Here is a 22,459-nt window from a genome sequence, read left to right as displayed (position 1 = left end):
TTATCACCATTAAGTAACAGTGTTAGCCTTCTCCACAGTGAGAGGTGAAACATGAAAATATCCATTACCGTTACGTCAGATTTTATTTGTCCCTGGTGCCGGATTGCGGATGCCCGGCTAGAGAAGGTGCTGCAGGCGTTACCCGACGACGTCGAGGTTGAGGTTGACTGGCTGCCCATGGAGCTCAACCCGGGCATGCCGCTGGAGGGCATGGAGCGTGTCGCCTATCGCCGGGCTAAATTCGGCAGCTGGGAATATTCACATCAGCTGGATGAGCACACCGTGGAGAAGGGGAAAACGGACGATGTCACCTTTAACTACCCGGCCATTCAGCGCGTGCCTAACACCTTTGCGGCCCATCGATTGACGCGGTTTGCGGCTGTCGGAAAGGCCCGAACCCTGCTGGTTAAGCGTCTGTTTCAGGCGTATTTCGAGGAGGGAAGAGATATTGGCGACCTCAATGTGCTGGTGGATGTGGCTGGCGAGTGTGGGATGGATAAAGAGGCTGCGCGCCAATATCTGCTGAGTACCGCGGGAGAAGCGGAGGTGATCCAGCTGGAGGATCTGGCGCGGCAGGGCGATATCAACAGCGTACCCACCTTTGATATTGCCGGTATCAAGCTGACGGGCGCCGTTCCGGTGGATCAGCTCCGCTATTACATCATGGATGCTTATCGCGACCGGCTTAAAGGGGAAGGAGCGGAATATGAACGGTGAAATGCACCCGAGAAAGCGGGCCTTGATTATCGGCGGCTCGTTAGGGGGATTATTTGCAGGGAACATGCTGCAGCAGGCGGGCTGGGACGTCGATATTTTTGAGCGCTCGGCTCAGGATCTCGACAGCCGGGGCGGCGGCATCGTGCTGCAACCCGAAGTGGTGGCGTTAATCCGTCGCAGCGGCATCGAACGCGACTGGGACAATCTGGGGGTGCGCTCAGCGCACAGAGTGGTGTTTCGCCCGGACGGCTCGGTGGAGCACAAACAGTATGCCCCCCAGGTGCAGACCTCGTGGTCATTGATCTACTCCCTGATGCGCTCGACGATTAGCGATATTCATTACCATAAAAATCGTCTCCTTACGGATATCACGTTTCCTGATGATCATCACGTCACCGCCCACTTTGAAGGGGGCGCAAGGGAGACCGGGGATCTGCTTATCGGGGCTGACGGTAACGGTTCGTTTGTGCGCAAACTGCTGTGGAACGACACGCCAGACTACGCGGGGTATATCGCCTGGCGCGGGCTGGTGCCGGAAAACGCCATGCCCGAACGGGCCAGACAGCAGCTTCATGGCGATTTTGCTTTCGCCAGCAACCTGGGGTCGCACATTCTGGGCTATCTGGTGCCGGGTGCGGATAACGATTTACGGCCAGGCCACCGCTTTTACAACTGGGTCTGGTATCGGGTCGTTGATGACGCGCAGCGGGAAGCGATCATGACGGGGACCGACGGTGTGGCGCGACGTTATTCCGTGCCTGAAGGGCTGCTGGCCGCACGCTGGAAGGCGCATCTTGATACTGAAGCACAAACACTCCTCCCGCCCGGCTTCCGCGACATTGTGCAGGCAACAAAGGAACCCTTTGCCCAGGCGATCCGCGATCTCGCGGTCGATAAGATGGTGAAGGGCAGGGTGATCTTACTGGGCGATGCCGCCTCTATCCCCCGGCCTCATACCGCGGCGAGCACCTCAAAAGCGGCCGCCAATGCCCTGGCCTTAAGCGATGCCCTGCAAGCCTGGCCTGATGACACGGACAAAGCCCTGTCTGAGTGGGAACGGGAGCAAATTTTCCGCGGCAAGTATTTACGCAAAGTGGGGATGAGTATGGGCGAACGACTGCTTTTCGGCCGGGCTTAATCGGGGGGCCATGCAGGCTCCCTGGTCCGTTTTACATTCCGCCGTCATGCCTGCAAAATAGCCCCCTCACTTTTCGCAAAAGATACTCCTGATGAAAAAATCCCTGCTGTGCGCGCTCCTTGCTCTTATGTCCGGCTCCGCCTTTGCGACAACCGAAGAGGCGCAGATCGCAAAGGTGGTGAACCCCACCATTACGGCGCTGATGAAGGCGCAGGCAATTCCGGGTATGGCGGTGGCGGTGGTTTATCAGGGCAAGCCGTACTTCTTCACCTGGGGGCAGGCGGACGTGGCCGGGAACAAGCCCGTCACCCGCCAGACGCTGTTTGAGCTTGGCTCGGTGAGCAAAACCTTTACCGGGGTGCTGGGGGGCGATGCGGTGGCGCGCGGGGAGATTGCGCTCAGCGATCCTGCCAGCAAGTACTGGTCGGCGTTATCAGGCAAGCAGTGGGAAGGGATCACGCTTCTGCATCTGGCGACTTATACCGCGGGCGGCCTGCCGCTGCAGGTGCCGGACAACGTCACCGATGCCGCATCGCTGGAAAAATACTACCAGACCTGGCACCCGGAGTGGGCCCCGGGCACGAAGCGCCAGTATGCCAACGCCAGTATTGGCCTGTTTGGCGCCCTGGCGGTGAAACCCTCGACGCTGAATTTCGAGCAGGCGCTCACCCGCCGGGTGCTGCAACCGCTCAACCTCACCCATACCTGGGTCACCGTCCCGGCCAGCGAGCAGACGAACTATGCCTGGGGCTACCGGGACGGCAAGGCCGTCCACGTCTCGCCGGGTATGCTCGATGCCGAAGCATACGGGGTGAAAACCTCTATCGTCGATATGGCAGGCTGGCTGCAGGCCAACATCCAGCCGGAGGGCATCCGGGACGCGTCGCTAAAACAGGGGATGGATCTCGCGCAATCACGGTACTGGCAGGTGGGCGATATGTATCAGGGCCTGGGCTGGGAAATGCTGAACTGGCCGGTCACCTCCCAAACACTGGAGGCGGGGGCGGATAATAAGTACGCTCTGGCGGCACGCGATGCCAGGGCCATCACCCCGGCACAGCCGCCGGTAAAGGCCTCGTGGGTGCATAAGACCGGGGCGACCGGCGGGTTTGGTAGCTACATCGCCTTTATCCCCGAGAAGCAGCTCGGCATTGTGATGCTGGCGAATAAAAATTACCCCAACCCGGAACGGGTGAAGGCGGCGTATCACATTCTGGAAGCGTTGCAGTAAATTCAGGGGGCCTACAAAACCTGTAGGCCCGTGCAAGCGCCGCGCCGCCGGGCAAAGTGGGCTCAGCAGGTGAATGCCTTATCCTTCGCCAGCAGGAACGGGCGCAGATAGGCCACGGTATTCGACAGCGGGATCACCTCATCCGCGAGATTAATCTTCAGCACGTCGCGGATGTAGGTTCGGCGAGTCACAATCCGCGCCCATACATCAGGATACGCCGCCTGAAGTTTCTCCTGCAATGCCTGGTCCGCCAGGGCGATACTCTCCTCAGCGCTCACCCCGGTGTAGCCCGGCACCGAGGGGATAATATCAATCTGCAGGATCATCCCGCTTTTCAGCGTCTCGGTGGAGTGAGGATAAATTGGGGAGGACATCCACTCCTCATCGGCGCTGAGATGCCCCGGATTGAGGTGCCAGCCGTACTCCGCTTTATTGAGCACCTTTTCGATATGGGCATACATCTCGCCACCCTGCATCCCGATATGGATAGTCTCAAGCCAGCTGGCGACCGCCGCAAAATAGGGTTTTGCCACCCGATCCAGATAATATTTTTGCGCTTCAGGCAGCTCGCTCTCATCGGCAATCACAAATCCGGTCCGGCTCGATAGCCCGCCTTTAAACCCGGTGGTCATCGACAGCGGCTGGCCGCGCTCCAGCTTTTTATAGGTGGGATAGAAGTTCGCCTTCTCAAAACGCTGTCCGGCGGCGGCGATGGTGACTACCGTCTGATACTGGCCTTCCGCCGCGAGCAGCGCCCCCAGTTCGGTTTCGCGGATCCCCGGCTCTACCGCGTTCATGGCATTCAGCATGCAGCCGGAGGCGAGGTTAGCGCCATATTCATAATGGGCGATTTCGTTCGCATTGTTAGTCACGCGGGCGCCGTTATCGCCGCGAATAAACAGATGTGCGGCGTTCTTAAGCTTCGCGCCAGTGCTGTTTTTCAGCGCCTCGACGATAAAGTACGGCAGGTCGAACAGTTGCGTATTATCCGCCCCGGCGGAGGTAAACATTTTCCAGCCAACCAGCCCGATTTTATCCAGCTTGTGAAGGCCGATATCGCTGAACAGCGTCTCCAGCGAAGCCTCATTCTCCATCGGCTGATTCGGCAGCGAAAAATAGGGGCAGTGCTTTAACGTAACCGGGAGCCTGGAATGCTGCGCCATCTTCAGGTTTTCATTGCCCAGAATCGCCGTCGCCGCGCCCGATTTATCAAGGATCAGCAGACCTTCTTCGAAGCGCGGGACAAAGCCGGTCAGGTACTCAAAGTTCCCCCCGTGCTCCTTATCAGCATAAATCACGAGGGCGTCAAAGCCCGCCTCGCTCATGCGGGTCAGCACCTTATTTTTACGCTCAAGCATCGTCGCATCGGTGAGCAACACCGGGGCCACAGCCGTAAAATTACGCGGTGCAGGGATGGTCTGCAGCTGGATCATCATTTACCTCATCATCAGAAAGCGGGGAGCGTCAGGAACTTTTTTGCGCATGCACCCGCACGGTGGAGGCAGGCGAGTTGATCAGTTTATTGGCCGGGCGCACCGGGCGGCGCACCAGTTCTCCCTGACAGTTGGGGCAGCGATGGTTGAGATGGGTTTCTACGCAGTCGGCGCAGAAGGTGCACTCAAAGGAGCAGATCCGGGCGTCCTGAGCGTCAGGGGGCAGGTCACGGTCACACCATTCACAGTTCGGGCGAAGTTCGAGCATAGTTTCCTTCCTTTCAGCAGGTTGCGTCTGCCTCACTATGCCAGAGAGATCGCAACCCCGCGACAGCGATGTCGCAGGGTTGAGATCAGCGTCCACGCTGGCCGCCTGGATGAACGAGTACGGCGACCAGCTTAAGCAGTAATCCTCAGCGCGGCAGGTAGCGCGGGGCCGGTTCGCCGGTGCGGGCGCTGGCAAACAGCGCCAGCCGGGCCTCTTCGTAGCGTGTCCACAAGGCTTCATCGTGCATCGGCGGAATGGTGATCAGCTCCCCCTGATCCAGCCCGGCCAGCGCCGCATCCACCATGTTGTCGGTGGTCATGACCGACCCGGCGGGCAGGTCGTCTGCGGTGATGCCGGACAACTCCCAGATCTCAGTGGCGGTGGCTGCCGGTAATACCGCCTGGATCCGCACCTGGCTGTCGGCAAACTCCTCCTGCAGCCCACGCGTAAAATTCAGCACCCAGGCTTTGGTGGCGCTGTAGAGTGCGCTGCCCGCCCGGGCATGGATCGACAGCACCGAGGCGATATTAATCAGCGTGCCGCGATTGTTCTGTGCCAGACGCGGTAGCAGGGCATACGTCAGGCGCATCAGGGCGGTGGTGTTGAGCATGTTGATCGCCTGATGCTGCGCCACATCCCCCGCGAGGAAGGGGGCCATCTGGGCGGTCCCGGCGTTGTTGATCAGCGTGTCGATAGCGGTGTTGCTGCGCAGGATCTCCTCCACGGCGCGGATCCCGGTTTCATCGGTAAGATCCGCCGTCAGGGTGGTGACCTTCACGCCATAGCGCTGCTTCAGCTGTTCCGCCAGCGTCAGCAGACGCGCTTCCCGGCGGGCGACCAGCACCAGATCGTAACCGCGGGCGGCGAGACGGTCGGCGTAGACCGCGCCAATCCCGGAAGATGCACCAGTAATCAAAGCCGTTGAACGTTGTGTACTCATTGTGACACCTCAAAAGACGTTAATTGGTTTCAAAATAAAACCTGCGTCATTTGGTTTTATAATGCAACCAATGTCGACAGAATTTTTGATCTTTGCGGTGGGGAGGAGGTGAAGACCCGGCAGGATGTTGGCCGCCGGGTAGGGAGAAACGTTAAATCATTTTACTGTTATGCCGAGCGCGTTGCTTTGTACGCCAGCCACTCGCTCCAGACATTCTCCGGATCTATGTCAGGGTAGCCACGCTCTTTGGCCATATCTTCAGCAATCTCTTCAGGTAGCTCAATGGCCGTGGCGCTGTCGCGTATCAATTCAACCTCTTCCTGGGTCAACTCATGTCCCATTTCGCGTTCTTTAGCCACCAGCACGGCGATCAGGGCAGGAACAAATACAATCGTCATTTCTGATAATCCTCTGATATGTCTGCAAGCCACTGTATCACTGACTGTTATGCCAAAAAACATAAATGCCCTTTCGGGCATTTATGTTTTGACTGAATGTATCCTGTCAGATACCGGTTAGTGCCAGAACAGCGCAATCAGGATAATGATTGGGATCGGGACGCCTAAAAAGAACAGCAGTAATGAGCGCATATAAACCTCCTGGAATAGTAAGTATTAAAGATCGCGTTGACGGCCACCGAAGGTCGCACACAGGCTGGCTACGAAAGCACCGGCCAGCAGAGAGATGAATGTCCAGAGCATAAGATAGCTTGTGGTTTTACGTGCAGTATCAGCCACTTGCTGAGCTTTCTCTTTCGTTTCTTTTAATTTAGCCTGAGCTTTGTCATAGGTGGTTTGTACGCGTTGTTCAGCCTCTTGCTGGCTGATACCCGTACGTTGAGCAATCAGCTGCGCGACATACTGACGATCTTCCGGCGGTAACTGACCGGTGGTGATGCTGTTGGTGAAAATACCGGTAACTTCATTCAACTGTGCTGGAGTGAGATCCTGCTGAGGTGCCGGGGCAGCGGGTGCTGCTGCTGGCGCATCTGGCGATGCTGGGGTAGCTGGTGCGGCAGCAGGTGTACCTGGACGGAACATCGAATTAACGAAGTAGTCCATTGGCGAACCTGAACCTTCAGAGGAGGCGTTAGCCATACCCGCTGCGCCACCTACCGTCGCTGCGGCAGCGCCGCCTGCAACGGAACCCACCACTTTAGCACTTCCACCCACAATGGAACTCACGGTTGAGGTTAACAACATTGCCGAGACCAGGGCAGCAACAGCCCAGGCTAAAAACCCGTGGGCGGTATCGCGGAAGTAAACTTCATTGGTATGGGTACCGACCCATTTGGTACGCAGGCGTCCGGCCAGATAGCCCCCCATACCTGACGCCACGATTTGCGTGAACGTCAGCCAGCCTATCGCCGCAATACCTACCGTACCGGCTTCAAGTCCGTCATTTTCCCATGGCGACACGGACGTCAGGCCTAATCCGGCGCCCAGCATTAGCAGAATTAACGACAAGGATGCCGCTGCCGCCGCGCCCGCAAAGATGGCGCCCCATGATACGGCACTGGTGGTGCTGCTCGCGACGGTTTCAGGCAGACGCGGATCAGGATACTGCGTGTTAACCGTGGAATGATCGTGAATGTGAGTCATAGCTGTTGTCCTTTAAATAATCTTACGCCGGAACGCAGGTCTGTTGTTTGCGTTCAGTACCAGGAACTGATTGAAAAAACAGGAAACCTATCCATCTTCAACATTGAACCGCTTTCAGGACCGATCTATACACCTTATAACGAGGCGATCGCTAAACGTTACAGAAAATAAAACAGCTGAAAAGTGAATATAGACATCTATTCAATGATCTTAGGATAGTTGATAATTTTGCTCCGGGCACGTTTTGCTACAAAGAAATAAGCGTAACGGCAGCGATGACGCGTGAAACACAAATTTCCTGCACAGGCTTTCCGCCTGCAATAATATTTCAGGAGTGTACTGCGCTCATTAAAAATCCGTTACCGCTTAAGATAACGGATTTTATAATATTCCTTACTCTTCATCAGGCGCGCCAGATTTAATAAACCCTTACGCGACGCCGGTACCACCGTCTGAGCACCAGACCTGACCGGAGGCATAAGAGCTGCTGTCAGACGCCAGCAGAACATACAAGGGGGCGATCTCAACCGGCTGACCAGGTCTTCCCAGCGGGGTATCTGCACCAAACTGCTGCACTTTTTCCTGAGGCTGACCGCCGCTGGACTGCAGTGGTGTCCAGTATGGGCCCGGGGCCACCGCATTTACCCGAATACCTTTCGGGCCAAGCTGTTTGGCCAGGGATTTGGTGAAGGCCACGTTGCAGGCTTTGGTCTGGGCATAATCCAGCAAGATTTCGCTGGGTTTGAAGGCCTGAACCGAGGAGGTGTTAATGATGGCCGCGCCTTCAGAGAGGTGGCGCAGCGCGGCACGCGTAATCCAGAAGGGGGCATAGACGTTGGTTTTAAAGGTCGCGTCGAAAGCCGCGGTCGTGAGCTCCTCAATGGACTCGCAATACTGCTGTCTCCCGGCATTGTTAACCAGAATATCGAGGCCGCCCAGTTCACTCACCGCCCGTTCAACCAGGGTATCGCAAAACGATTCCACCCGAATATCACCCGGGATGGCGACAGCTTTACGTCCTTCCGCCTGAATAAGCGCGATAACGGCCGCAGCATCAGACTCTTCTTCGGGCAAATAACCAATGGCCACATCGGCACCTTCACGGGCGTAAGCGATCGCTACTGCACGTCCAATTCCGGAGTCGCCGCCGGTAATAAGGGCTTTTTTACCTGCAAGTTTGCCTGAACCGATATAACTCGTCTCGCCATGATCGGGGATTGGCTTCATTTCTGATGCCAGTCCAGGCATTTGTTGTGGCTGCTCCACAAACGGTGGACATGGGTAGTGTTTTGAAGTGTTGTTTCCTGATGTCATCCCGGCCTCCTTAGTTATTGAATATAAATAATAGCCACTGTGACGTGACACACATTTCCGGGAGGCATAATTCAGACTATTCTTCTTTTGGATATATTTTTGCTTTTTTGCTTTTTATGTCATACCCCAAAAACAGCGGCTTCTGCCAAAGGCACTGATAAGATAGGATTGGACAGGGCGTAATAACGCAGTAAGAGGGTTTTATTTTTATCCCTATGATGAACGATAATTATGTGGCGATTTCGTCAAAGATATTTCTTCCGCCAGAGACGCCGCGGAAGTTTTTTAGATTTTATCATCTCGCAGAATACGAAAAATAAATAACCTATGACAACCCAACAGCAGTTCAGCTTTGCCACCCGCCCGCTGGTGCCCTTTGCCCATGATTACACCCATGGCGAAACGGAGCCCTGGCATAGCCACATCTGTGCCCAGCTTCTGCATACCCTCAGCGGGGTGGTGCGCGTGGAGACGGTGCAGGGGTTCTGGATTGTGCCGCCGGGGCGGGGGGTCTGGCTGCCCGCCGGGACGCAGCATCGCCTGCTGATCACCGGCAACGTGGCGGCCCGGACGCTGTTTATCGATCCCTTTGCCCGGGCGGATTTACCGTCGGTTTGCCAGGTGGTACAGATTTCCACCCTGCTGCGCGAGCTGATCATCGCCTCGCTGCAGTTGCCGGAACGCTATGCGGCGGGCAGCCGGGCGGAGCGTATTTATGAGCTGATACTCGATGAAATTCGCGGGATAAGCGTGCTGCCGTTCAATCTGCCCGAACCCGAGGCACCTGCGTTGCTGGCACTGTGCCGTCTGATTCAGGCCGAGCCGGGCACCCGCTGGACCACGGCGCTGGCCGCCAGCCAGCTCAACATCAGCGAGCGTACCCTGCTGCGGCACTTTCGCCAGCAGACCGGGCTGGCGTTCAGTGAATGGCTGCGCCGGGCGCGGCTGATGGAGGCACTTAACCGCCTCGCCCAGGGGCAGTCCGTGCTCCGGGTGGCGCTGGACCTCGGCTATGAGAGTCACAGTGCCTTCAGCGCCATGTTCCGCCGCACCCTCGGCGTGGCCCCGAGCGACTACTTCCAGCCCGAATCGCTCTCCGGCAACGCGTTCAACAGCGCCTGAAGCGACGCCCGGGAAACATCGTTGTCGATGCCGGTTCCCCAGCGGCTTACGCCCTGCTTAAAGCTGCAGCGGATATAGGCCGCGGACCGGCTTTCGCTGCATCTGCCGAGCGTATGCTCGTGATAATCCTCGATCGCAAACGTCAGGTTAAAGCAGCTCTTTATCGCACCGGCGGCGGCCGAGAGCAGCCCGTTGCCTTTCCCCTCTAAGGTCACAATCCCGTCGGCGGTCTGCACACGGGCCCACAGGGCCAGCCCACCGTCCGCCTGGCTTTCGGTCCGGTAGTCCAGCAGCTGGCGCGGGGCGAGCTGATGCGGGCCATACAGCTCGCGATAGAGCTGCCACAACGCACTCAGCGTCATCTCGCTCCCTTCCCGGTCAGTGTGCGCCTGGACGTGGCGGCTGAAGTCCTGCTGCAATGCCCGGGGCAGTACCAGACCATGATTTTGCTCCAGCATCCAGGCCGCGCCGCTTTTGCCGGACTGGCTGTTGACGCGGATCACCGCCTCATAGCTGCAGCCGATATCGTTCGGGTCGACCGGCAGATAGGGCATCTCCCACCGCGGGGAGGCTGACTGTTCCCGGGCGTGAAAACCTTTCTTGATCGCGTCCTGATGCGAGCCGGAGAAGGCGGTAAACGCCAGCTTGCCGGCGTAAGGATGGCGCGGATGCACCGGCAACTGGTTGCACTGCTCCACCAGCTCCACCACCTGCTTCATGTCGCTGAAATCGAGCTGGGGCGAAACTCCCTGGCTATAGAGGTTCATCGCCAGCGTCACCAGACAGACGTTCCCGGTGCGCTCCCCGTTGCCAAACAGACAACCTTCCACCCGGTCGGCTCCGGCAAGCAGGGCCAGCTCGGCGCTGGCAACGCCGCTGCCGCGATCGTTATGAGGATGCACGCTGATGCAGACCTCACGTCGGCGGGAGAAGTGACGGCAGAAGTACTCAATCTGATCGGCATAGACGTTGGGGGTGTTGACCTCGACCGTGGCGGGCAGGTTAACAATCATCGGCCGTGCGGAAGAGGGCTCCCAGACATCCGCCACCGCCTCACAGATTTGCAGGGCAAATTCCGGCTCGGTAAAGCAGAAGGTCTCCGGGGAGTATTCGTAGTTCCAGTGCGTCTGCGGGTTGGCTTCGCACAGGGCGCGGATCTGGCGCGTGGCGCTGACGGCGAGCTGGATAATTTCTTCTTTGCTCTGGCGAAAAACCAGCTGGCGGAACAGCGGCGCGGTGGCGTTATAGAGATGCACCGTGGCGCGTTTAGCCCCCTCCAGCGAGGCAAAGGTGCGCTCAATCAGATCGCTGCGCGCCTGGGTCAGCACCTGAATGGTCACCTCATCCGGGATGCGCTGCTCTTCAATCAGCTGACGGACAAACTGAAAATCCGTCTCTGAGGCGGAGGGAAATGCGACCTCGATCTCCTTAAATCCGCACTTCAGCAACCGCTCCCAGAAGCGCAGCTTGCGCGGGATATCCATCGGCTCGGCCAGGGCCTGGTTGCCATCGCGCAGGTCGGTGGAAAGCCAGCGCGGGGCCTGGGTCAGGATCTTGTCCGGCCACTGGCGGTCGGGTAAAGCAATCGGGGCAAAGGCGGCGTACTTCTGCGAGGGATTAGGCAGCATGGTTTTTCTCCAGTTGATGTTGTGTTGTTATCCTGGCGAAAAAGGGGGCAGGGTACTGGCGCAAAACTGACAACCTGTGGTGAGGATCCGCCACATCAGGCCGCCGATGACTTGAGCTTCAGTCAGGGGCGGATGCTGTCGGAAGAGGGGTTATGATCGTGAGGCGACGCTCCGCAGTGGGGAAGGTTCATGTCACGTGGCGACCCGGGTTACGGATTTAACCGCCGCCACTCCTCGCGGGTGATTTCCCACAACTCCGTGTCCAGCTCACCGGCCACGTATTGCCCTTTTTCTACACGCACTAACCGCATGCCGCTGCGCTCGGATAAGCTTCTGGACCGGCTATTAATGGCGGCTTTCGGGGCGCGCAACACCTCGCGATCCAGGTCGGTAAACCAGAAGCGGGTTACCGCCTGGCAGGCTTCGGTCATGTATCCCTGACCCTGATATTCCGGGACCAGCCAGAAGCCGCGGTTATTGTCCTGCGTATCCATCAGGCAAATAACGCCGATGACCTCCTGCGGCTCCGCTTTCCGGCGTAGCGTCCAGAACCAACCTTTACCTTCTTTGCTTGCTGGCAACGCCACGTTTTCAACATAGTGCTGCGCCCCGTTATCGGGATAGGGCCAGGGGACGCTGGCGACCAGGTAACGGACAATTTCCCAGCGGGGGAAGATGCGCTGGATCTGGGGGGCATCTTCGGGGGAGAGAGGTTTCAGCAGTAAGCGTTCGGTTTCGAGCGGTGGGGTGGGCATGGCTTATTTTCCTTGTTGAGCGGATAACATCATATGCGGCAAATCATAATGAAGCGTGATAATAAATATAAAGCGTATATGAAAATATATGATATGGATAACTTAACTGAATTAATTCTGATTTTTGCTTTTACGCAGGGGATATCCCGGATGTTTAGAATGAAGTTATATAGGGTTTTTCTTCAGTCTAACACTCAGAGGCATTAAGAGATGTATTACCTTAATTCTGTTAAATGGCCACCTACTGAAGAGGGGGGATTAAGACGATTAAGGCTCGGCGAAATAAATTTAGCCAGCACGCTTTACGGTTACAGTATTTATTACCATAAAGTCTGGGTCCATCGTGATAGTTACCTCCCTTTCAATCTGCAGAATCCTGGGCAGGCAATGGCGCCTAATGGCGAAATGTGGTTTCGGGCCGGAACATATGAGGATGATTTTTCTATGCCGGGAAAGGAAGATACTCCGGGCGCCCAACATGTTTTCTTATATGAAATGATGCACGTCTGGCAGCATCAGCGCGGAATGTGGGTGCGCACTCGTGGCGCGTTTTCGTGGATGGCGGATTATAATTATAGTCTGGATAAAGCAAACCTGAATGAGTACGGTATGGAGCAGCAGGCTTCTATCGTCAGCGACTACTGGTTATTAAAACACTATGGGTTTTGGGGAAATAGCCACCTTTATAAATACAAGGATTATGATCCATCTGAACCTACATTAAGATTATTGCGCCAATACGAAAAGGTATTAGGGGATTTTCCTGGATGAAACAAATCATATTGTTCATGATGCTAGTTCTATTGACGGGATGCCCACGCAGAGGATACGAAGGTGAGGAATTAGGGGTAAATCGAGCAATCTATATTGACGGCAATCGAGTCTGCTTCACTATTGATAAAAATGAGGTGTTAAGCCGTTATGGATTATCCATTAACGGCAAGAAATATAAACGTATTCTGGTTAATGATTTCGTTCACCTGACCTATCCTGACACTTGTTTTAAGGTTAATTTAGAAAAAGGGGTGCGTTATGCGGTGAGCTATACACTTAACGATAAGAACTATAAATACGCTTTCATTATTGATAATGAAGATACTGTTATCGACTTACGGAGATACTAACCATGTCATTACCTGCCTATTTATTTCTTTATGATGAAAACGGAATGTTATTAAACGGTGGAAGCCTGGCGCTGGGTCGCGAAGGCGCGGTCGAGGTTATGAGCAGCAGCTACGGCCTCAGCCAGCCGGTTGATCCTCACACCGGGCGAATGGGCGGAACGCGGCAGCACGCACCCTATGTTATCCATAAGCAGGTGAATAAATTATCCCCCTTTCTCGCCAATTGTATTTGTGAAGGTCGGCGGCTAAAAAAAGCCGAGATGAAATATTATGAAACCAACGAGGCAGGCATTGAGCGGGAAATCTACCGGGTCACAATGGAAGGCGTTGTGATTGTATCTGTCAATGCCAATCACACCTATATACCGGGATCCAACAGCCACAATATGATTGAAACCATAGGATTGCGCTATAACAGTATCGAATGGTATTACCTGGATGGGGTGATTAAATATACCGACGCATGGTCTAAGCCTGCATCCCAACAGCAACAGACCAATCAATGAATCGCATTCATCTCTGCACTGGACTGATTAATTGAGCGTCTGGTGCAGAAATGCACCCGGAACTGGTGAAGCGAAAGTGCAGCCGCGGGTCCAGCGCAGGAAGATGCGAGCTGTATGCACGGATCCGCGTCAGATATCTTGCGGTGATTAGGCGGACGAGGGGGCAGACATCAAAAATAGATGGCAGTATTCAACGATCCTACCAACCGTAGAAACAACCCTATCCTGGGGCTGCACAAACAAATTAAACCTCTGTATTTGTGTGTGTTTATTGGTATCGAATAACCCGCTGGCTTGTTTTTTGCACAAGCAGAATAGGGTTTAACCTGCCCCAAATAACAATTCAGACCTTCCTTAATCCAGTTCAGGAAAAGCCATGGTCGCTAACTCATTGATTTTAATGTATTAAATTTTTAATGGAATTTATTGAATCCATAATGCCCTGGTGACATATATTAATAGCATTATAACTAAATTATACTTCTGTACATACGACGGAAAGGTGAGGCTAGAATGCGGTTAATTGTCTTGTTGTTAAGCTTTGTGATATCCACCCAGGCCTGGGCTGGTGAGCTTTCCAAACCTGCCGGTAAAGTACTTTTAACGATGTCCGGTAATATACAAAATACAAATGAAGACGGAAAAGCCGTTTTTGATATCGCCAGCCTTGAGAAACTGGGCATGGTCAGTTTCCAGACCACTTCTCCCTGGTACGATGGGCGCCCTACCTTTACGGGTGTTCCCGTGCAAAAGCTGATGGATTATGTCGGGGCGAAGGGGACTGTCGTTAAGGTCACCGCGCTTAATGACTACACCACCATTATCCCTCTCAATGATTTCAAAAAATACAACGTTATCCTGGCCTTGAAAATTAACGGAGAATATATGCGTATCCGTGATAAAGGCCCATTATTCATCGTGTATCCTTATGACAGCATACCTGAACTGAACAATCAGATTTACTATTCAAGATCTGCCTGGCAGGTCAGCAAAATGACGATTGAATAGGCGTTCAGGAGAGCATCATGAACAGGATACTGGCGGGCATCATTTTTTTCCTCTTTATCTCCACCGGATATATCTCTTTCCTGGTGCATGAAAGGCAACAAGAGTTACAAAAACTGACCCACTACACCGATTCATGGTCTGCTGCGCAGCTGGTATCAGAATATTACCGATTTGAATCCGTGCTGGGGCTTTACACTATCGATGACACGCTGTCGATCGATGATGTCCGCCTGCGTCTCGACATTATGCTCAGCCAGAGTGATTTAACGAAAGAAGGTGATTTAGGGCGCTATATTGAGAGCAATAAAGCGCATCAGGAACTGGCTCTCCACCTCGAAAAGACACTTAAATATCTGGATGTTCATCTTGAAAAAATGACCCGTTCAGAACTCGAAACATACCTGAAAACAATGCACACGCTTGATGCGCCATTAAGCCATCTTTCATCCAGTGCATTGGATAAGGATGTTACCTCGATTAACAGTGCTAACCTCAAAATTCAAACGCTGTATTATATTTATTCAACGACCTCTGTTCTGCTGATCATACTGAGTGCCATATTAGGTACGCTGATATTCTATCAGAACAGAAATATTCTTCAGGCGCATCTTCAGGTAAAGAGCCTTGCTGAAGAGCTTCAGACATCAAAAGAGAAACTACAAATCCAGAATGCGCAGCTGGAATATGACGTCTATCACGATTCCCTTACCGGGATGAATAACCGCCAATTTTTCTGGGATAATCTAAAAAAAGTCATCGAGATTGCTGAAAGAAATAATAAAGCTGTAACGGTGATGTTATTTGATTTAGATCGGTTTAAAGAGATTAATGATACCTGGGGTCATGATGCCGGCGATATGCTGTTACGCCAGATATCCGACCGTCTGACGTCAATAGGTCTGACTTCAGAAACGCTTTATCGCTTAGGTGGGGATGAGTTTGCCTGTCTTTCGTCTGGCCTGACCGAGAGCAGCGCTGTCCTGCGGGCCCAAAAAATATGTGAGGCTATCAACCAGCCCTACACGATTGATAATACGATTGTGAATATCGCCACCTGTGTCGGTATTGTTATTTCAGAGACTGAACGCCGCGCCGACTATCTGTATAAATTTGCCGATCTGGCGCTGTATGAAGCTAAAAAAGAGGGCTCCGGTCAGATAAAAGTCTTCCGCCAACGCATGCTACAAAAGCTGCTGGAAAGCCGAACCCTTGAACACGATATGGCCATGGCGTTAGTGAATAAAGAGTTTGTGGTCTATTATCAGCCGATCGTCGATTCGTTCACCCAGGATATTTACAGCTATGAAGCTCTTATTCGTTGGGTGCATCCTCTGAAGGGGCTTCTGTCGCCGGATAGCTTTATTCCGGTAGCAGAAAAAACAGGCATGATTAATGAGATGGGCAAATCTGTGCTGGAAATGGCCTGCAGGGAAGCGGCGTCCTGGGCGGTTCCGGCAAAAATTTCAGTGAATGTCTCTCCTGTTCAGCTAAGCAGCAAAGCCTTTGCCGGAATAGTGTTGTCCATCCTCAAAGAGACCGGCCTTCAGGCCGACCGTCTTGAACTGGAAGTGACGGAATCTTCTCTCTTTGCCGGGAGCAGTACGCCGGTAAATACGCTTAACAAACTCCGGGCCCTGGGCGTGAAAATCTCCATCGATGATTTTGGTACCGGATACTCTTCTCTCTCCCGGCTGAGCAAGCTTGCCTTCGATAAAATCAAAATCGACAAGTCCTTCGTGCATTCGATCTCTACTCAGGAGGATGCCCTGACGATAATCAAACTCATCACGGGTATGGCGAAGTCCCTGAATATGAAGACGGTTGCGGAGGGGGTTGAAACCCAGGAACAGCTGGAAAACTTACAGGCGCTGGGCTGCGATCTCGCGCAAGGCTATCTGTTTGGCAAGCCTCAGCCGGGTATCGATGGGAAAATCAGAAACGGTTAAATCGCGAATCTGCTTCACGCTGTAAAGTGAAGGGACGATGCCCTGTCATTCCTCTGCCAGCGGATACTTCGGCACAACCTCTTCCGGCCCCAGCTCCCGCCCGTCACTCGCCACCATCGCCAGCTTCTGCAGCGGCTTACGATCGCGAGCATCCACCAGCACCGTCCCGACATCCCCTTCCGCAAACAGATGCGCATTCCCCCACTGGGAGAGCGCCACCAGCACGGTTTGCAGGGCGCGGCCCTTTTCGGTCAGAACATACTCCTGCCACGCACTCCCGTCAGAGGCGGGTTGCAGTACGAGGATCCCTTCGTCCACCAGCAGTTTCAGCCGGGTTGCCAACATATTTTTCGCAATCCCGAGGCTCTTCTGGAACTCGCCAAATCGCGTCACTCCGCTCAGGGCATCGCGCACAATCAGCAGTGACCACCAGTCGCCGATAATATCCAGCGAGCGGGCAACAGGGCAGGGACTCTCTTCCAGGCGGGTACGTTTCACGGCGGCTCCTTATCAGTAGTGAGTTTTATTATAAAACCATTCTGGCCCGGCGTACAAAGTAAGCCGTCACTTTGCGGGTGGGCTCCAGGTAATCCGTCACAAATCTGTCACACTGTTTACGACGATAAAACAGAATGAGGAATTAGGGATGAGAAAAGCACTAATCGCTGTCGCCTTAGCGGGCAGCATCGGCCTGTCGGGCGGCGTCCAGGCGCAAACCGCGCCAGAAGGGTATCAGCTGGAACAGGTTCTGATTATGAGCCGTCATAACCTGCGCGCGCCGCTGGCCAATAACGGCAGCGTGCTGGAGCAGTCGACCCCGGAAAAATGGCCGGAGTGGGATGTGCCGGGCGGGCAGCTTACCACCAAAGGCGGGGTGCTGGAGGTCTACATGGGCCACTACATGCGTGAGTGGCTGGCGGAGGAAGGCGTGGTGACCGCCGGGGAGTGCCCGACGGCAAACAGCGTCTATGCCTATGCCAACAGCCTGCAGCGCACGGTGGCAACGGCGCAGTTCTTTATCACCGGGGCCTTCCCGGGCTGCGATGTGCCGGTGCACCATCAGGAACAGATGGGCACCATGGACCCAACCTTTAACCCGGTGATCACCGATAACTCCCCGGAATTCCGCGAGAAAGCCCTGCAGGCGATGAACACCGAGCGTCAGGGGATGAAGCTTGAGGAAAGCTATAAACTTCTGGAGCAGATGACCGACTATAAAGATTCGCCATCCTGCAAAGAGAAACAGGTCTGCTCCCTGACCGAGGCGAAAGACACTTACAGCGCCGAGTACCAGAAAGAGCCAGGCGTCTCCGGCCCGCTGAAGGTGGGTAACTCGCTGGTGGATGCGTTCACCCTGCAGTATTACGAAGGCTTCCCACTGGATCAGGTGGCGTGGGGCGAGATCAAAACCGACCAGCAGTGGCGGGTGCTGTCCCAGTTGAAAAATGGTTATCAGGACTCGCTGTTCACCTCGGCGGAAGTGGCGCGCAATGTGGCAAAACCGCTGGTCAAGTACATCGACAACGCGCTGGTCACCGACCAGGCGAAAGCGCCGAAGGTCACGCTGCTGGTGGGGCATGACTCCAACATCGCCTCGCTGCTGAAAGCCCTCGACTTCAAACCTTATCAGCTGCCGGGGCAGTACGAACGCACGCCGATTGGTGGCAAGATCGTCTTCCAGCGCTGGCACGACAAGACCGGCAACCGTGATTTGATGAAAATTGAGTATGTTTATCAGAGTACGGAGCAGCTGCGTAATGCCCAGGTGCTGAGCTTAAAAGCGCCTGCGCAGCGCGTCACGCTGGAGCTGAACGGCTGTCCGGTGGATGCGGATGGATTCTGTCCGGTAGAGACATTTAATACGGTGTTGAACACGGCGGCGAAGTAGGTGTAACCCTCTCCCCACCGGGGAGAGGGGGAAACAATCAGACGTTTTTGCGCTCAATGGTCTGCTCGCCCCAGAACAGCGAGTCTTTGTCGGTTTTGTCGAAGGCGATCACCAGCACTTCATCGCTGCCTTCTTCCCAGATTTTCTCGGCCAGTATTTCGTCATATTTCGCGACTTCAAAAATCGCCTCGGCGATCTCCGGTGACGTATTACGTAAACGCGCGAATTCTCCGACGCGATGTGCTTTAGCTTCTTGAGTAGGCATAGCGATCCTCCAGTTGAGAGTTAACCCTTCAGTTTAGCAGCCAGACCGGCAACGTGTTCACCCTGATAGCGGGCAATATTCAGTTCCGCTTCCGACGGCTGGCGCGAGCCGTCGCCACCGGCAATCGTCGTCGCCCCATAAGGCGTGCCGCCGCGCGTCTGAGAAATATCAAACAGCTCCGGTGTTCCGTAGCCGATCGGCACAATTACCATACCGTGATGGGCGAGGGTGGTCCAGGTTGAGGTGATGGTCTGTTCCTGACCGCCACCGGTGCCGGTGGAGCTGAACACGCTGGCGATCTTGCCGTGTAAGGCATTCTTCACCCACAGCCCGCCCGTCTGGTCGAGGAAGGTGCGCATCTGTCCAGCCATATTGCCGAAGCGCGTTGGGGTGCCAAAAATGATGGCGTCATAATCGCCCAGCTCCTGGGGTGATGCCTCAGGGGCATCCTGCGCTTTTCCCCCGGCTTTGGCAAAGGCGTCTGCCGGCATGGTTTCCGGTACGCGTTTAATCACCACCTCAACACCCTCGACTTTCCTGGCGCCGTCCGCCACTGCATGAGCCATGGTTTCGATGTGTCCGTACATGGAATAGTAGAGCACCAGAATTCTCGTCATTTCGCTTCACTCCTCGCATGATTTTTAAGGCAGCGGCATGCTGCCCTCTTTTAAAGATATGACGTGACAGCGAGACTGCAAATCTGGACGCCATTTATTTGATTTGCAACATAAAACCGGGCACCTCCTCCTTCGTAGCAAAATGACACATTTTCGCTATTGAGGATTTCTGGAATGATAAGAAAGGCTTATGGTTCCGTTTCGACGAGCGTCATGCGAAAGGCTGATTTCATATTGCAGAATATTACGGTTAGCTGGATGAATGCGCATACTCCACTAAGCTTAGGTTCACGTGGCGCAGATAAAGAGACTTTTTTAGCGTCGCCAGGTGAAAGAATAGCCTTCACTGAAAGCAGTATTAAGTCTTATGTTTTATAACTCTGGAGGTCCGACATGGCAAACCATCGTGGTGGGTCAGGTAATTTTGCAGAAGACCGTGAAAGAGCATCAGAAGCAGGACGTAAAGGTGGCCAGCAAAGCGGGGGGAACTTCAAGAATGATCCTCAACGCGCATCCGAAGCTGGCAAAAAAGGGGGCAAAAATAGCCATGGCGGCAACAAGAGCAGTTAAGTTGTAGCCAACTGAAGTATGGGTCTCATGACCACAGGCACCCCCCGCCGCCGGGATCCCCGGCGGTTTTTTTATGCCTGTTATTGAAGTGTTATCAAATTCCTTTCACACTAGCGGATTAACTCTTTTTGCTGGTGTCCCATGTCCTCCTCCCGCTATGCCTTTTCGATCAAACCGCAGGAAGCGATCCTGATCCTTATCACCATGTTCTGGGGTGGGACATTTCTTGCCGTGCAGTACGCGGTCACGCTCAGCGATCCCTTCTTTTTTGTCGGCCTGCGTTTCGCCACGGCGGCCATCGCGGTGGCGATCATCTCGTTGAAAACCCTGCCTGGGCTGACCATGACCGAGCTGAAAGCCGGTCTGGCAATCGGCGTCTCTATTGCGATGGGCTACAGCCTGCAAACCTGGGGATTACAAAGTATTCCCAGCAGTAAGTCGGCGTTTATCACCGCCATGTATGTCCCGCTGGTGCCGCTGTTACAGTGGCTCTGCCTGCGCCGGATGCCTGGCGTGATGTCCTGCATCGGCATCGTGCTGGCCTTTATCGGCCTGATCCTGCTGGCGGGGCCCGACGATAACCTGCTGGCACTCGGCAAGGGGGAGATAATCACCCTGGTGGGCGCGGTGGCGATTGCCGCGGAGATTATCTTGATCAGCGCCTGGGCCGGGAAGGTGGACGTTAAGCGCGTCACCGTCGTGCAGCTGGCGACCGCCTCGCTGGTGGCGTTTCTGGCTATGATCCCGGCCGGGGAGTCCGTCCCGCCGATCTCATCCGGGCTGGTGATTGTCGCCCTTGGGCTGGGGATTTTTAGCGCCATCATTCAGGTGACGATGAACTGGGCCCAGCGCAGCGTCTCCCCGACCCGGGCGACGGTGATCTATACCGGGGAGCCGGTGTGGGCGGGGATCTTTGGCCGTCTGGCGGGGGAGCGCCTGCCGCTGCTCGCCCTGGTGGGGGCGGCCTTTATCATTGCCGGCGTGCTGGTGAGCGAGCTGAAGCTGAAAAGAAAGAAAAAGGCGCTGGCGGAGGCCGACAGCGCCACGCTGGATCAAGGCTCCTGAGTCACGACATCGCCCTGAGCTACCCCCGCCATCCGGCGGCTGAGCAGGGCGTTGAGCGCAATCGCGCCAAAGGTGGCGGTGCCGATCCCGCCCAGGGTAAAGCCCCCGAGGGAGAGGGCGAAATCACCGGCGCCCAGCACCAGGGTCACGGCGACCATAATCAGGTTGCCGTTCTGACTGAGATCGACCCGGTTCTGCACCCAGATCCGCGCCCCGGCCACCGCAATCAGGCCAAACACCACAATCGACGCTCCGCCTATCACCGCCGCCGGGATGGTGTGGATCAGCGCGCCAAATTTAGGTGAAAAGCCGAGCAGGATAGCGATGACTGCCGCCGCCACGAACACCAGCGTCGAGTAGACTTTGGTCACCGCCATCACGCCGATATTCTCGGCGTAGGTGGTCACGCCGCTGCCGCCCACCGAGCCGGAGAGCATGGTAGCCAGCCCGTCACCGACAAAGGCCCGCCCCATATACGGGTCCATATTACGCCCGGTCATCCCGGCCACCGCCTTCAGGTGGCCGAGGTTTTCCGCCACCAGGATCACCGCCACCGGGGCGATCAGCATCATCGCCTGGCCGTTAAAGGTCGGCGAGGTCAGCTGCGGCAGGCCGAACCACGCCGCCTGTTGGACGAGGGCAAAATCGACCGGTTTGCCGAGCCCGAAAACGCTGGTCAGCAGGGCGTAGATCAGACAGGCGAGGATCAGCCCGACCAGGATCAGCAGCCGCTGGATCATTCCCCGGGTAAACACCGCGACCAGGCCGATACATAGCACCGTCACCACTGCCATCCAGCTGTCAAACGCCGAGCCGGAAACGCCTTTCACGGCGATGGGGGCCAGGTTCAGGCCAATCGCCATTACCACCGCCCCGGTGACCACTGGTGGCATCAGCCGTTCGATCCAGCGGGTACCCAGTTTCATCACCACCAGGCCAATCACCGTGTAGATCGCCCCGCAGGCGATGATCCCGCCCAGGGCGACGCTTAACTGCGGGTTGATCCCCTGACCGCTAAAGCCCGTCGCGGCAATCACCACCCCGACAAAGGCCGCGCTGGAGCCGAGATAGCTTGGCACCCGTCCGCCGGTAATGAAGAAGAACAGCAGGGTACCGATGCCCGACATCAGTATCGACAGGTTGGGATCCAGCCCCATCAGAATGGGCATCAGCACCGTGGCACCAAACATCGCCACCGCGTGCTGCACCCCCATTACCGCGGTTTGCGCCAGCGGGAGACGTTCATCCGGCGCGACCACGCCGCGTTCATCTGAGGTCGATTTCAACTGCCAGTGAGGAAAACCGAATAGTGCCATCAGCTGC

The 22,459-nt window shown here is 55.3% G+C and carries 24 protein-coding genes; 12 read left to right on the top strand and 12 right to left on the bottom strand.

What is annotated here, in order from left to right:
- Window positions 1-51: 51 nt before the first annotated feature.
- The 3 genes from LG383_RS11080 (at window position 52) to ampC (ending at window position 3,086) form a co-directional block, all read left to right on the top strand.
- Window positions 52-717: a DsbA family oxidoreductase gene (locus LG383_RS11080; protein ID WP_225759114.1), complete on the top strand. Its 666-nt coding sequence runs from the start codon at window positions 52-54 to the stop codon at window positions 715-717.
- On the top strand, window positions 707-1,855 hold the full coding sequence (locus tag LG383_RS11075) for an FAD-dependent monooxygenase (protein ID WP_225759113.1): 1,149 nt from the start codon (window positions 707-709) through the stop codon (window positions 1,853-1,855). The genes LG383_RS11080 and LG383_RS11075 overlap by 11 nt, the downstream gene beginning before the upstream one ends.
- A gap of 88 nt (window positions 1,856-1,943) precedes the next feature.
- Entirely contained in the window at window positions 1,944-3,086 is a 1,143-nt protein-coding gene (gene ampC / locus LG383_RS11070; RefSeq protein WP_225759528.1) for a CMY2/MIR/ACT/EC family class C beta-lactamase, read from the top strand.
- 62 nt (window positions 3,087-3,148) lie between these two features.
- Here the strand turns inward: ampC and LG383_RS11065 are convergent, their stop codons facing one another.
- From LG383_RS11065 to LG383_RS11040, 6 genes are all read right to left on the bottom strand, one after another.
- Window positions 3,149-4,522, bottom strand: coding sequence for a Xaa-Pro peptidase family protein (locus LG383_RS11065; RefSeq protein ID WP_225759112.1), 1,374 nt, complete (start codon window positions 4,520-4,522; stop codon window positions 3,149-3,151).
- A gap of 28 nt (window positions 4,523-4,550) precedes the next feature.
- Window positions 4,551-4,787 carry a DUF1272 domain-containing protein gene (locus LG383_RS11060; RefSeq protein ID WP_106992650.1) on the bottom strand — a complete coding sequence of 79 codons (237 nt, stop codon included), beginning with the start codon at window positions 4,785-4,787 and terminating at the stop codon, window positions 4,551-4,553.
- Window positions 4,788-4,932: 145 nt separating this feature from the next.
- Window positions 4,933-5,727 (bottom strand): SDR family oxidoreductase, encoded by a 795-nt coding sequence (locus tag LG383_RS11055; protein ID WP_225759111.1) that lies wholly within the window; start codon window positions 5,725-5,727, stop codon window positions 4,933-4,935.
- Between the two features lie 167 nt (window positions 5,728-5,894).
- Window positions 5,895-6,125, bottom strand: a complete 231-nt coding sequence (locus LG383_RS11050; protein ID WP_225759110.1) for a hypothetical protein — start codon at window positions 6,123-6,125, stop codon at window positions 5,895-5,897.
- Between the two features lie 216 nt (window positions 6,126-6,341).
- The gene (locus LG383_RS11045) at window positions 6,342-7,328 is read right to left on the bottom strand and encodes a hypothetical protein (protein ID WP_166182072.1); all 987 of its coding nucleotides are present in this window, start codon (window positions 7,326-7,328) and stop codon (window positions 6,342-6,344) included.
- Window positions 7,329-7,757: 429 nt separating this feature from the next.
- Complete coding sequence (locus tag LG383_RS11040; RefSeq protein WP_166182073.1) at window positions 7,758-8,642, bottom strand: SDR family oxidoreductase; 885 nt, start codon at window positions 8,640-8,642, stop codon at window positions 7,758-7,760.
- 327 nt (window positions 8,643-8,969) lie between these two features.
- Between LG383_RS11040 and LG383_RS11035 the strand changes: the two genes are divergently transcribed.
- Complete coding sequence (locus tag LG383_RS11035) at window positions 8,970-9,764, top strand: helix-turn-helix domain-containing protein (protein ID WP_225759109.1); 795 nt, start codon at window positions 8,970-8,972, stop codon at window positions 9,762-9,764.
- Here LG383_RS11035 and leuA read toward each other — a convergent pair.
- Window positions 9,716-11,392: a 2-isopropylmalate synthase gene (gene leuA, locus LG383_RS11030; RefSeq protein WP_225759108.1), complete on the bottom strand. Its 1,677-nt coding sequence runs from the start codon at window positions 11,390-11,392 to the stop codon at window positions 9,716-9,718. The genes LG383_RS11035 and leuA overlap by 49 nt on opposite strands.
- A 209-nt stretch (window positions 11,393-11,601) precedes the next feature.
- Window positions 11,602-12,147: a GNAT family N-acetyltransferase gene (locus LG383_RS11025; protein WP_225759107.1), complete on the bottom strand. Its 546-nt coding sequence runs from the start codon at window positions 12,145-12,147 to the stop codon at window positions 11,602-11,604.
- A 210-nt stretch (window positions 12,148-12,357) separates the two neighbouring features.
- Here LG383_RS11025 and LG383_RS11020 point away from each other — a divergent pair, with 210 nt between their 5' ends.
- The 5 genes from LG383_RS11020 (at window position 12,358) to LG383_RS11000 (ending at window position 16,731) form a co-directional block, all read left to right on the top strand.
- Window positions 12,358-12,918, top strand: coding sequence for a type IV secretion protein Rhs (locus LG383_RS11020; RefSeq protein WP_225759106.1), 561 nt, complete (start codon window positions 12,358-12,360; stop codon window positions 12,916-12,918).
- A complete protein-coding gene (locus tag LG383_RS11015) occupies window positions 12,915-13,271 on the top strand; it encodes a putative T6SS immunity periplasmic lipoprotein (protein ID WP_106992656.1) in 357 nt (118 codons plus the stop codon). Before LG383_RS11020 ends, LG383_RS11015 begins: the two co-directional genes overlap by 4 nt.
- A gap of 2 nt (window positions 13,272-13,273) precedes the next feature.
- Complete coding sequence (locus tag LG383_RS11010; protein WP_225759105.1) at window positions 13,274-13,777, top strand: type VI secretion system tube protein TssD; 504 nt, start codon at window positions 13,274-13,276, stop codon at window positions 13,775-13,777.
- Window positions 13,778-14,290: 513 nt separating this feature from the next.
- Window positions 14,291-14,785 (top strand): molybdopterin-dependent oxidoreductase, encoded by a 495-nt coding sequence (locus LG383_RS11005; protein ID WP_106992658.1) that lies wholly within the window; start codon window positions 14,291-14,293, stop codon window positions 14,783-14,785.
- A 17-nt stretch (window positions 14,786-14,802) separates the two neighbouring features.
- The gene (locus LG383_RS11000) at window positions 14,803-16,731 is read left to right on the top strand and encodes a bifunctional diguanylate cyclase/phosphodiesterase (protein ID WP_225759104.1); all 1,929 of its coding nucleotides are present in this window, start codon (window positions 14,803-14,805) and stop codon (window positions 16,729-16,731) included.
- A gap of 45 nt (window positions 16,732-16,776) precedes the next feature.
- Here the strand turns inward: LG383_RS11000 and LG383_RS10995 are convergent, their stop codons facing one another.
- Window positions 16,777-17,229 (bottom strand): helix-turn-helix domain-containing protein, encoded by a 453-nt coding sequence (locus tag LG383_RS10995; protein WP_225759103.1) that lies wholly within the window; start codon window positions 17,227-17,229, stop codon window positions 16,777-16,779.
- Between the two features lie 148 nt (window positions 17,230-17,377).
- Here LG383_RS10995 and agp point away from each other — a divergent pair, with 148 nt between their 5' ends.
- Window positions 17,378-18,619 carry a bifunctional glucose-1-phosphatase/inositol phosphatase gene (agp, locus tag LG383_RS10990; RefSeq protein WP_225759102.1) on the top strand — a complete coding sequence of 414 codons (1,242 nt, stop codon included), beginning with the start codon at window positions 17,378-17,380 and terminating at the stop codon, window positions 18,617-18,619.
- Between the two features lie 37 nt (window positions 18,620-18,656).
- On the opposite strand, the gene LG383_RS10985 is transcribed toward agp, so the two are convergent.
- Together LG383_RS10985 and wrbA are read right to left on the bottom strand one after the other, a co-directional pair.
- On the bottom strand, window positions 18,657-18,884 hold the full coding sequence (locus LG383_RS10985) for a YccJ family protein (protein WP_106992661.1): 228 nt from the start codon (window positions 18,882-18,884) through the stop codon (window positions 18,657-18,659).
- 20 nt (window positions 18,885-18,904) lie between these two features.
- Window positions 18,905-19,501: an NAD(P)H:quinone oxidoreductase gene (gene wrbA / locus LG383_RS10980; protein WP_106992662.1), complete on the bottom strand. Its 597-nt coding sequence runs from the start codon at window positions 19,499-19,501 to the stop codon at window positions 18,905-18,907.
- Window positions 19,502-19,894: 393 nt separating this feature from the next.
- Between wrbA and LG383_RS10975 the strand changes: the two genes are divergently transcribed.
- Window positions 19,895-20,071: a general stress protein gene (locus LG383_RS10975; RefSeq protein ID WP_032617468.1), complete on the top strand. Its 177-nt coding sequence runs from the start codon at window positions 19,895-19,897 to the stop codon at window positions 20,069-20,071.
- Between the two features lie 141 nt (window positions 20,072-20,212).
- Window positions 20,213-21,136 (top strand): DMT family transporter, encoded by a 924-nt coding sequence (locus tag LG383_RS10970; protein ID WP_225759101.1) that lies wholly within the window; start codon window positions 20,213-20,215, stop codon window positions 21,134-21,136.
- Here the strand turns inward: LG383_RS10970 and rutG are convergent.
- A complete protein-coding gene (gene rutG, locus LG383_RS10965) occupies window positions 21,124-22,452 on the bottom strand; it encodes a pyrimidine utilization transport protein G (RefSeq protein ID WP_166182088.1) in 1,329 nt (442 codons plus the stop codon). The genes LG383_RS10970 and rutG overlap by 13 nt on opposite strands.
- Window positions 22,453-22,459: the final 7 nt, after the last annotated feature.

This window comes from Leclercia sp. Marseille-Q4284 (assembly GCF_916618945.1).
In the GTDB taxonomy this organism is placed as follows: domain Bacteria; phylum Pseudomonadota; class Gammaproteobacteria; order Enterobacterales; family Enterobacteriaceae; genus Enterobacter; species Enterobacter tamurae.
The sequence above is the reverse complement of the archived record's forward strand: the minus strand, read 5'-3'. Positions and strand labels throughout refer to the sequence as shown.

Excerpts from the sequence above, each read along its gene's own strand:
- LG383_RS11065 (WP_225759112.1), bottom strand. The coding sequence starts at position 4,522 with ATGATGATCCAGCTGCAGACCATCCCTGCACCGCGTAATTTTACGGCT.
- LG383_RS11010 (WP_225759105.1), top strand. The coding sequence starts at position 13,274 with ATGTCATTACCTGCCTATTTATTTCTTTATGATGAAAACGGAATGTTA.
- LG383_RS10970 (WP_225759101.1), top strand. The coding sequence starts at position 20,213 with ATGTCCTCCTCCCGCTATGCCTTTTCGATCAAACCGCAGGAAGCGATC.
- LG383_RS11050 (WP_225759110.1), bottom strand. The coding sequence starts at position 6,125 with ATGACGATTGTATTTGTTCCTGCCCTGATCGCCGTGCTGGTGGCTAAA.
- LG383_RS11015 (WP_106992656.1), top strand. The coding sequence starts at position 12,915 with ATGAAACAAATCATATTGTTCATGATGCTAGTTCTATTGACGGGATGC.
- LG383_RS10985 (WP_106992661.1), bottom strand. The coding sequence starts at position 18,884 with ATGCCTACTCAAGAAGCTAAAGCACATCGCGTCGGAGAATTCGCGCGT.
- LG383_RS11040 (WP_166182073.1), bottom strand. The coding sequence starts at position 8,642 with ATGACATCAGGAAACAACACTTCAAAACACTACCCATGTCCACCGTTT.
- LG383_RS11075 (WP_225759113.1), top strand. The coding sequence starts at position 707 with ATGAACGGTGAAATGCACCCGAGAAAGCGGGCCTTGATTATCGGCGGC.
- leuA (WP_225759108.1), bottom strand. The coding sequence starts at position 11,392 with ATGCTGCCTAATCCCTCGCAGAAGTACGCCGCCTTTGCCCCGATTGCT.
- LG383_RS11025 (WP_225759107.1), bottom strand. The coding sequence starts at position 12,147 with ATGCCCACCCCACCGCTCGAAACCGAACGCTTACTGCTGAAACCTCTC.
- LG383_RS11035 (WP_225759109.1), top strand. The coding sequence starts at position 8,970 with ATGACAACCCAACAGCAGTTCAGCTTTGCCACCCGCCCGCTGGTGCCC.
- LG383_RS11045 (WP_166182072.1), bottom strand. The coding sequence starts at position 7,328 with ATGACTCACATTCACGATCATTCCACGGTTAACACGCAGTATCCTGAT.
- rutG (WP_166182088.1), bottom strand. The coding sequence starts at position 22,452 with ATGGCACTATTCGGTTTTCCTCACTGGCAGTTGAAATCGACCTCAGAT.
- LG383_RS11000 (WP_225759104.1), top strand. The coding sequence starts at position 14,803 with ATGAACAGGATACTGGCGGGCATCATTTTTTTCCTCTTTATCTCCACC.
- agp (WP_225759102.1), top strand. The coding sequence starts at position 17,378 with ATGAGAAAAGCACTAATCGCTGTCGCCTTAGCGGGCAGCATCGGCCTG.
- LG383_RS11005 (WP_106992658.1), top strand. The coding sequence starts at position 14,291 with ATGCGGTTAATTGTCTTGTTGTTAAGCTTTGTGATATCCACCCAGGCC.
- LG383_RS11055 (WP_225759111.1), bottom strand. The coding sequence starts at position 5,727 with ATGAGTACACAACGTTCAACGGCTTTGATTACTGGTGCATCTTCCGGG.
- LG383_RS11020 (WP_225759106.1), top strand. The coding sequence starts at position 12,358 with ATGTATTACCTTAATTCTGTTAAATGGCCACCTACTGAAGAGGGGGGA.
- wrbA (WP_106992662.1), bottom strand. The coding sequence starts at position 19,501 with ATGACGAGAATTCTGGTGCTCTACTATTCCATGTACGGACACATCGAA.
- LG383_RS10975 (WP_032617468.1), top strand. The coding sequence starts at position 19,895 with ATGGCAAACCATCGTGGTGGGTCAGGTAATTTTGCAGAAGACCGTGAA.
- LG383_RS11080 (WP_225759114.1), top strand. The coding sequence starts at position 52 with ATGAAAATATCCATTACCGTTACGTCAGATTTTATTTGTCCCTGGTGC.
- LG383_RS11060 (WP_106992650.1), bottom strand. The coding sequence starts at position 4,787 with ATGCTCGAACTTCGCCCGAACTGTGAATGGTGTGACCGTGACCTGCCC.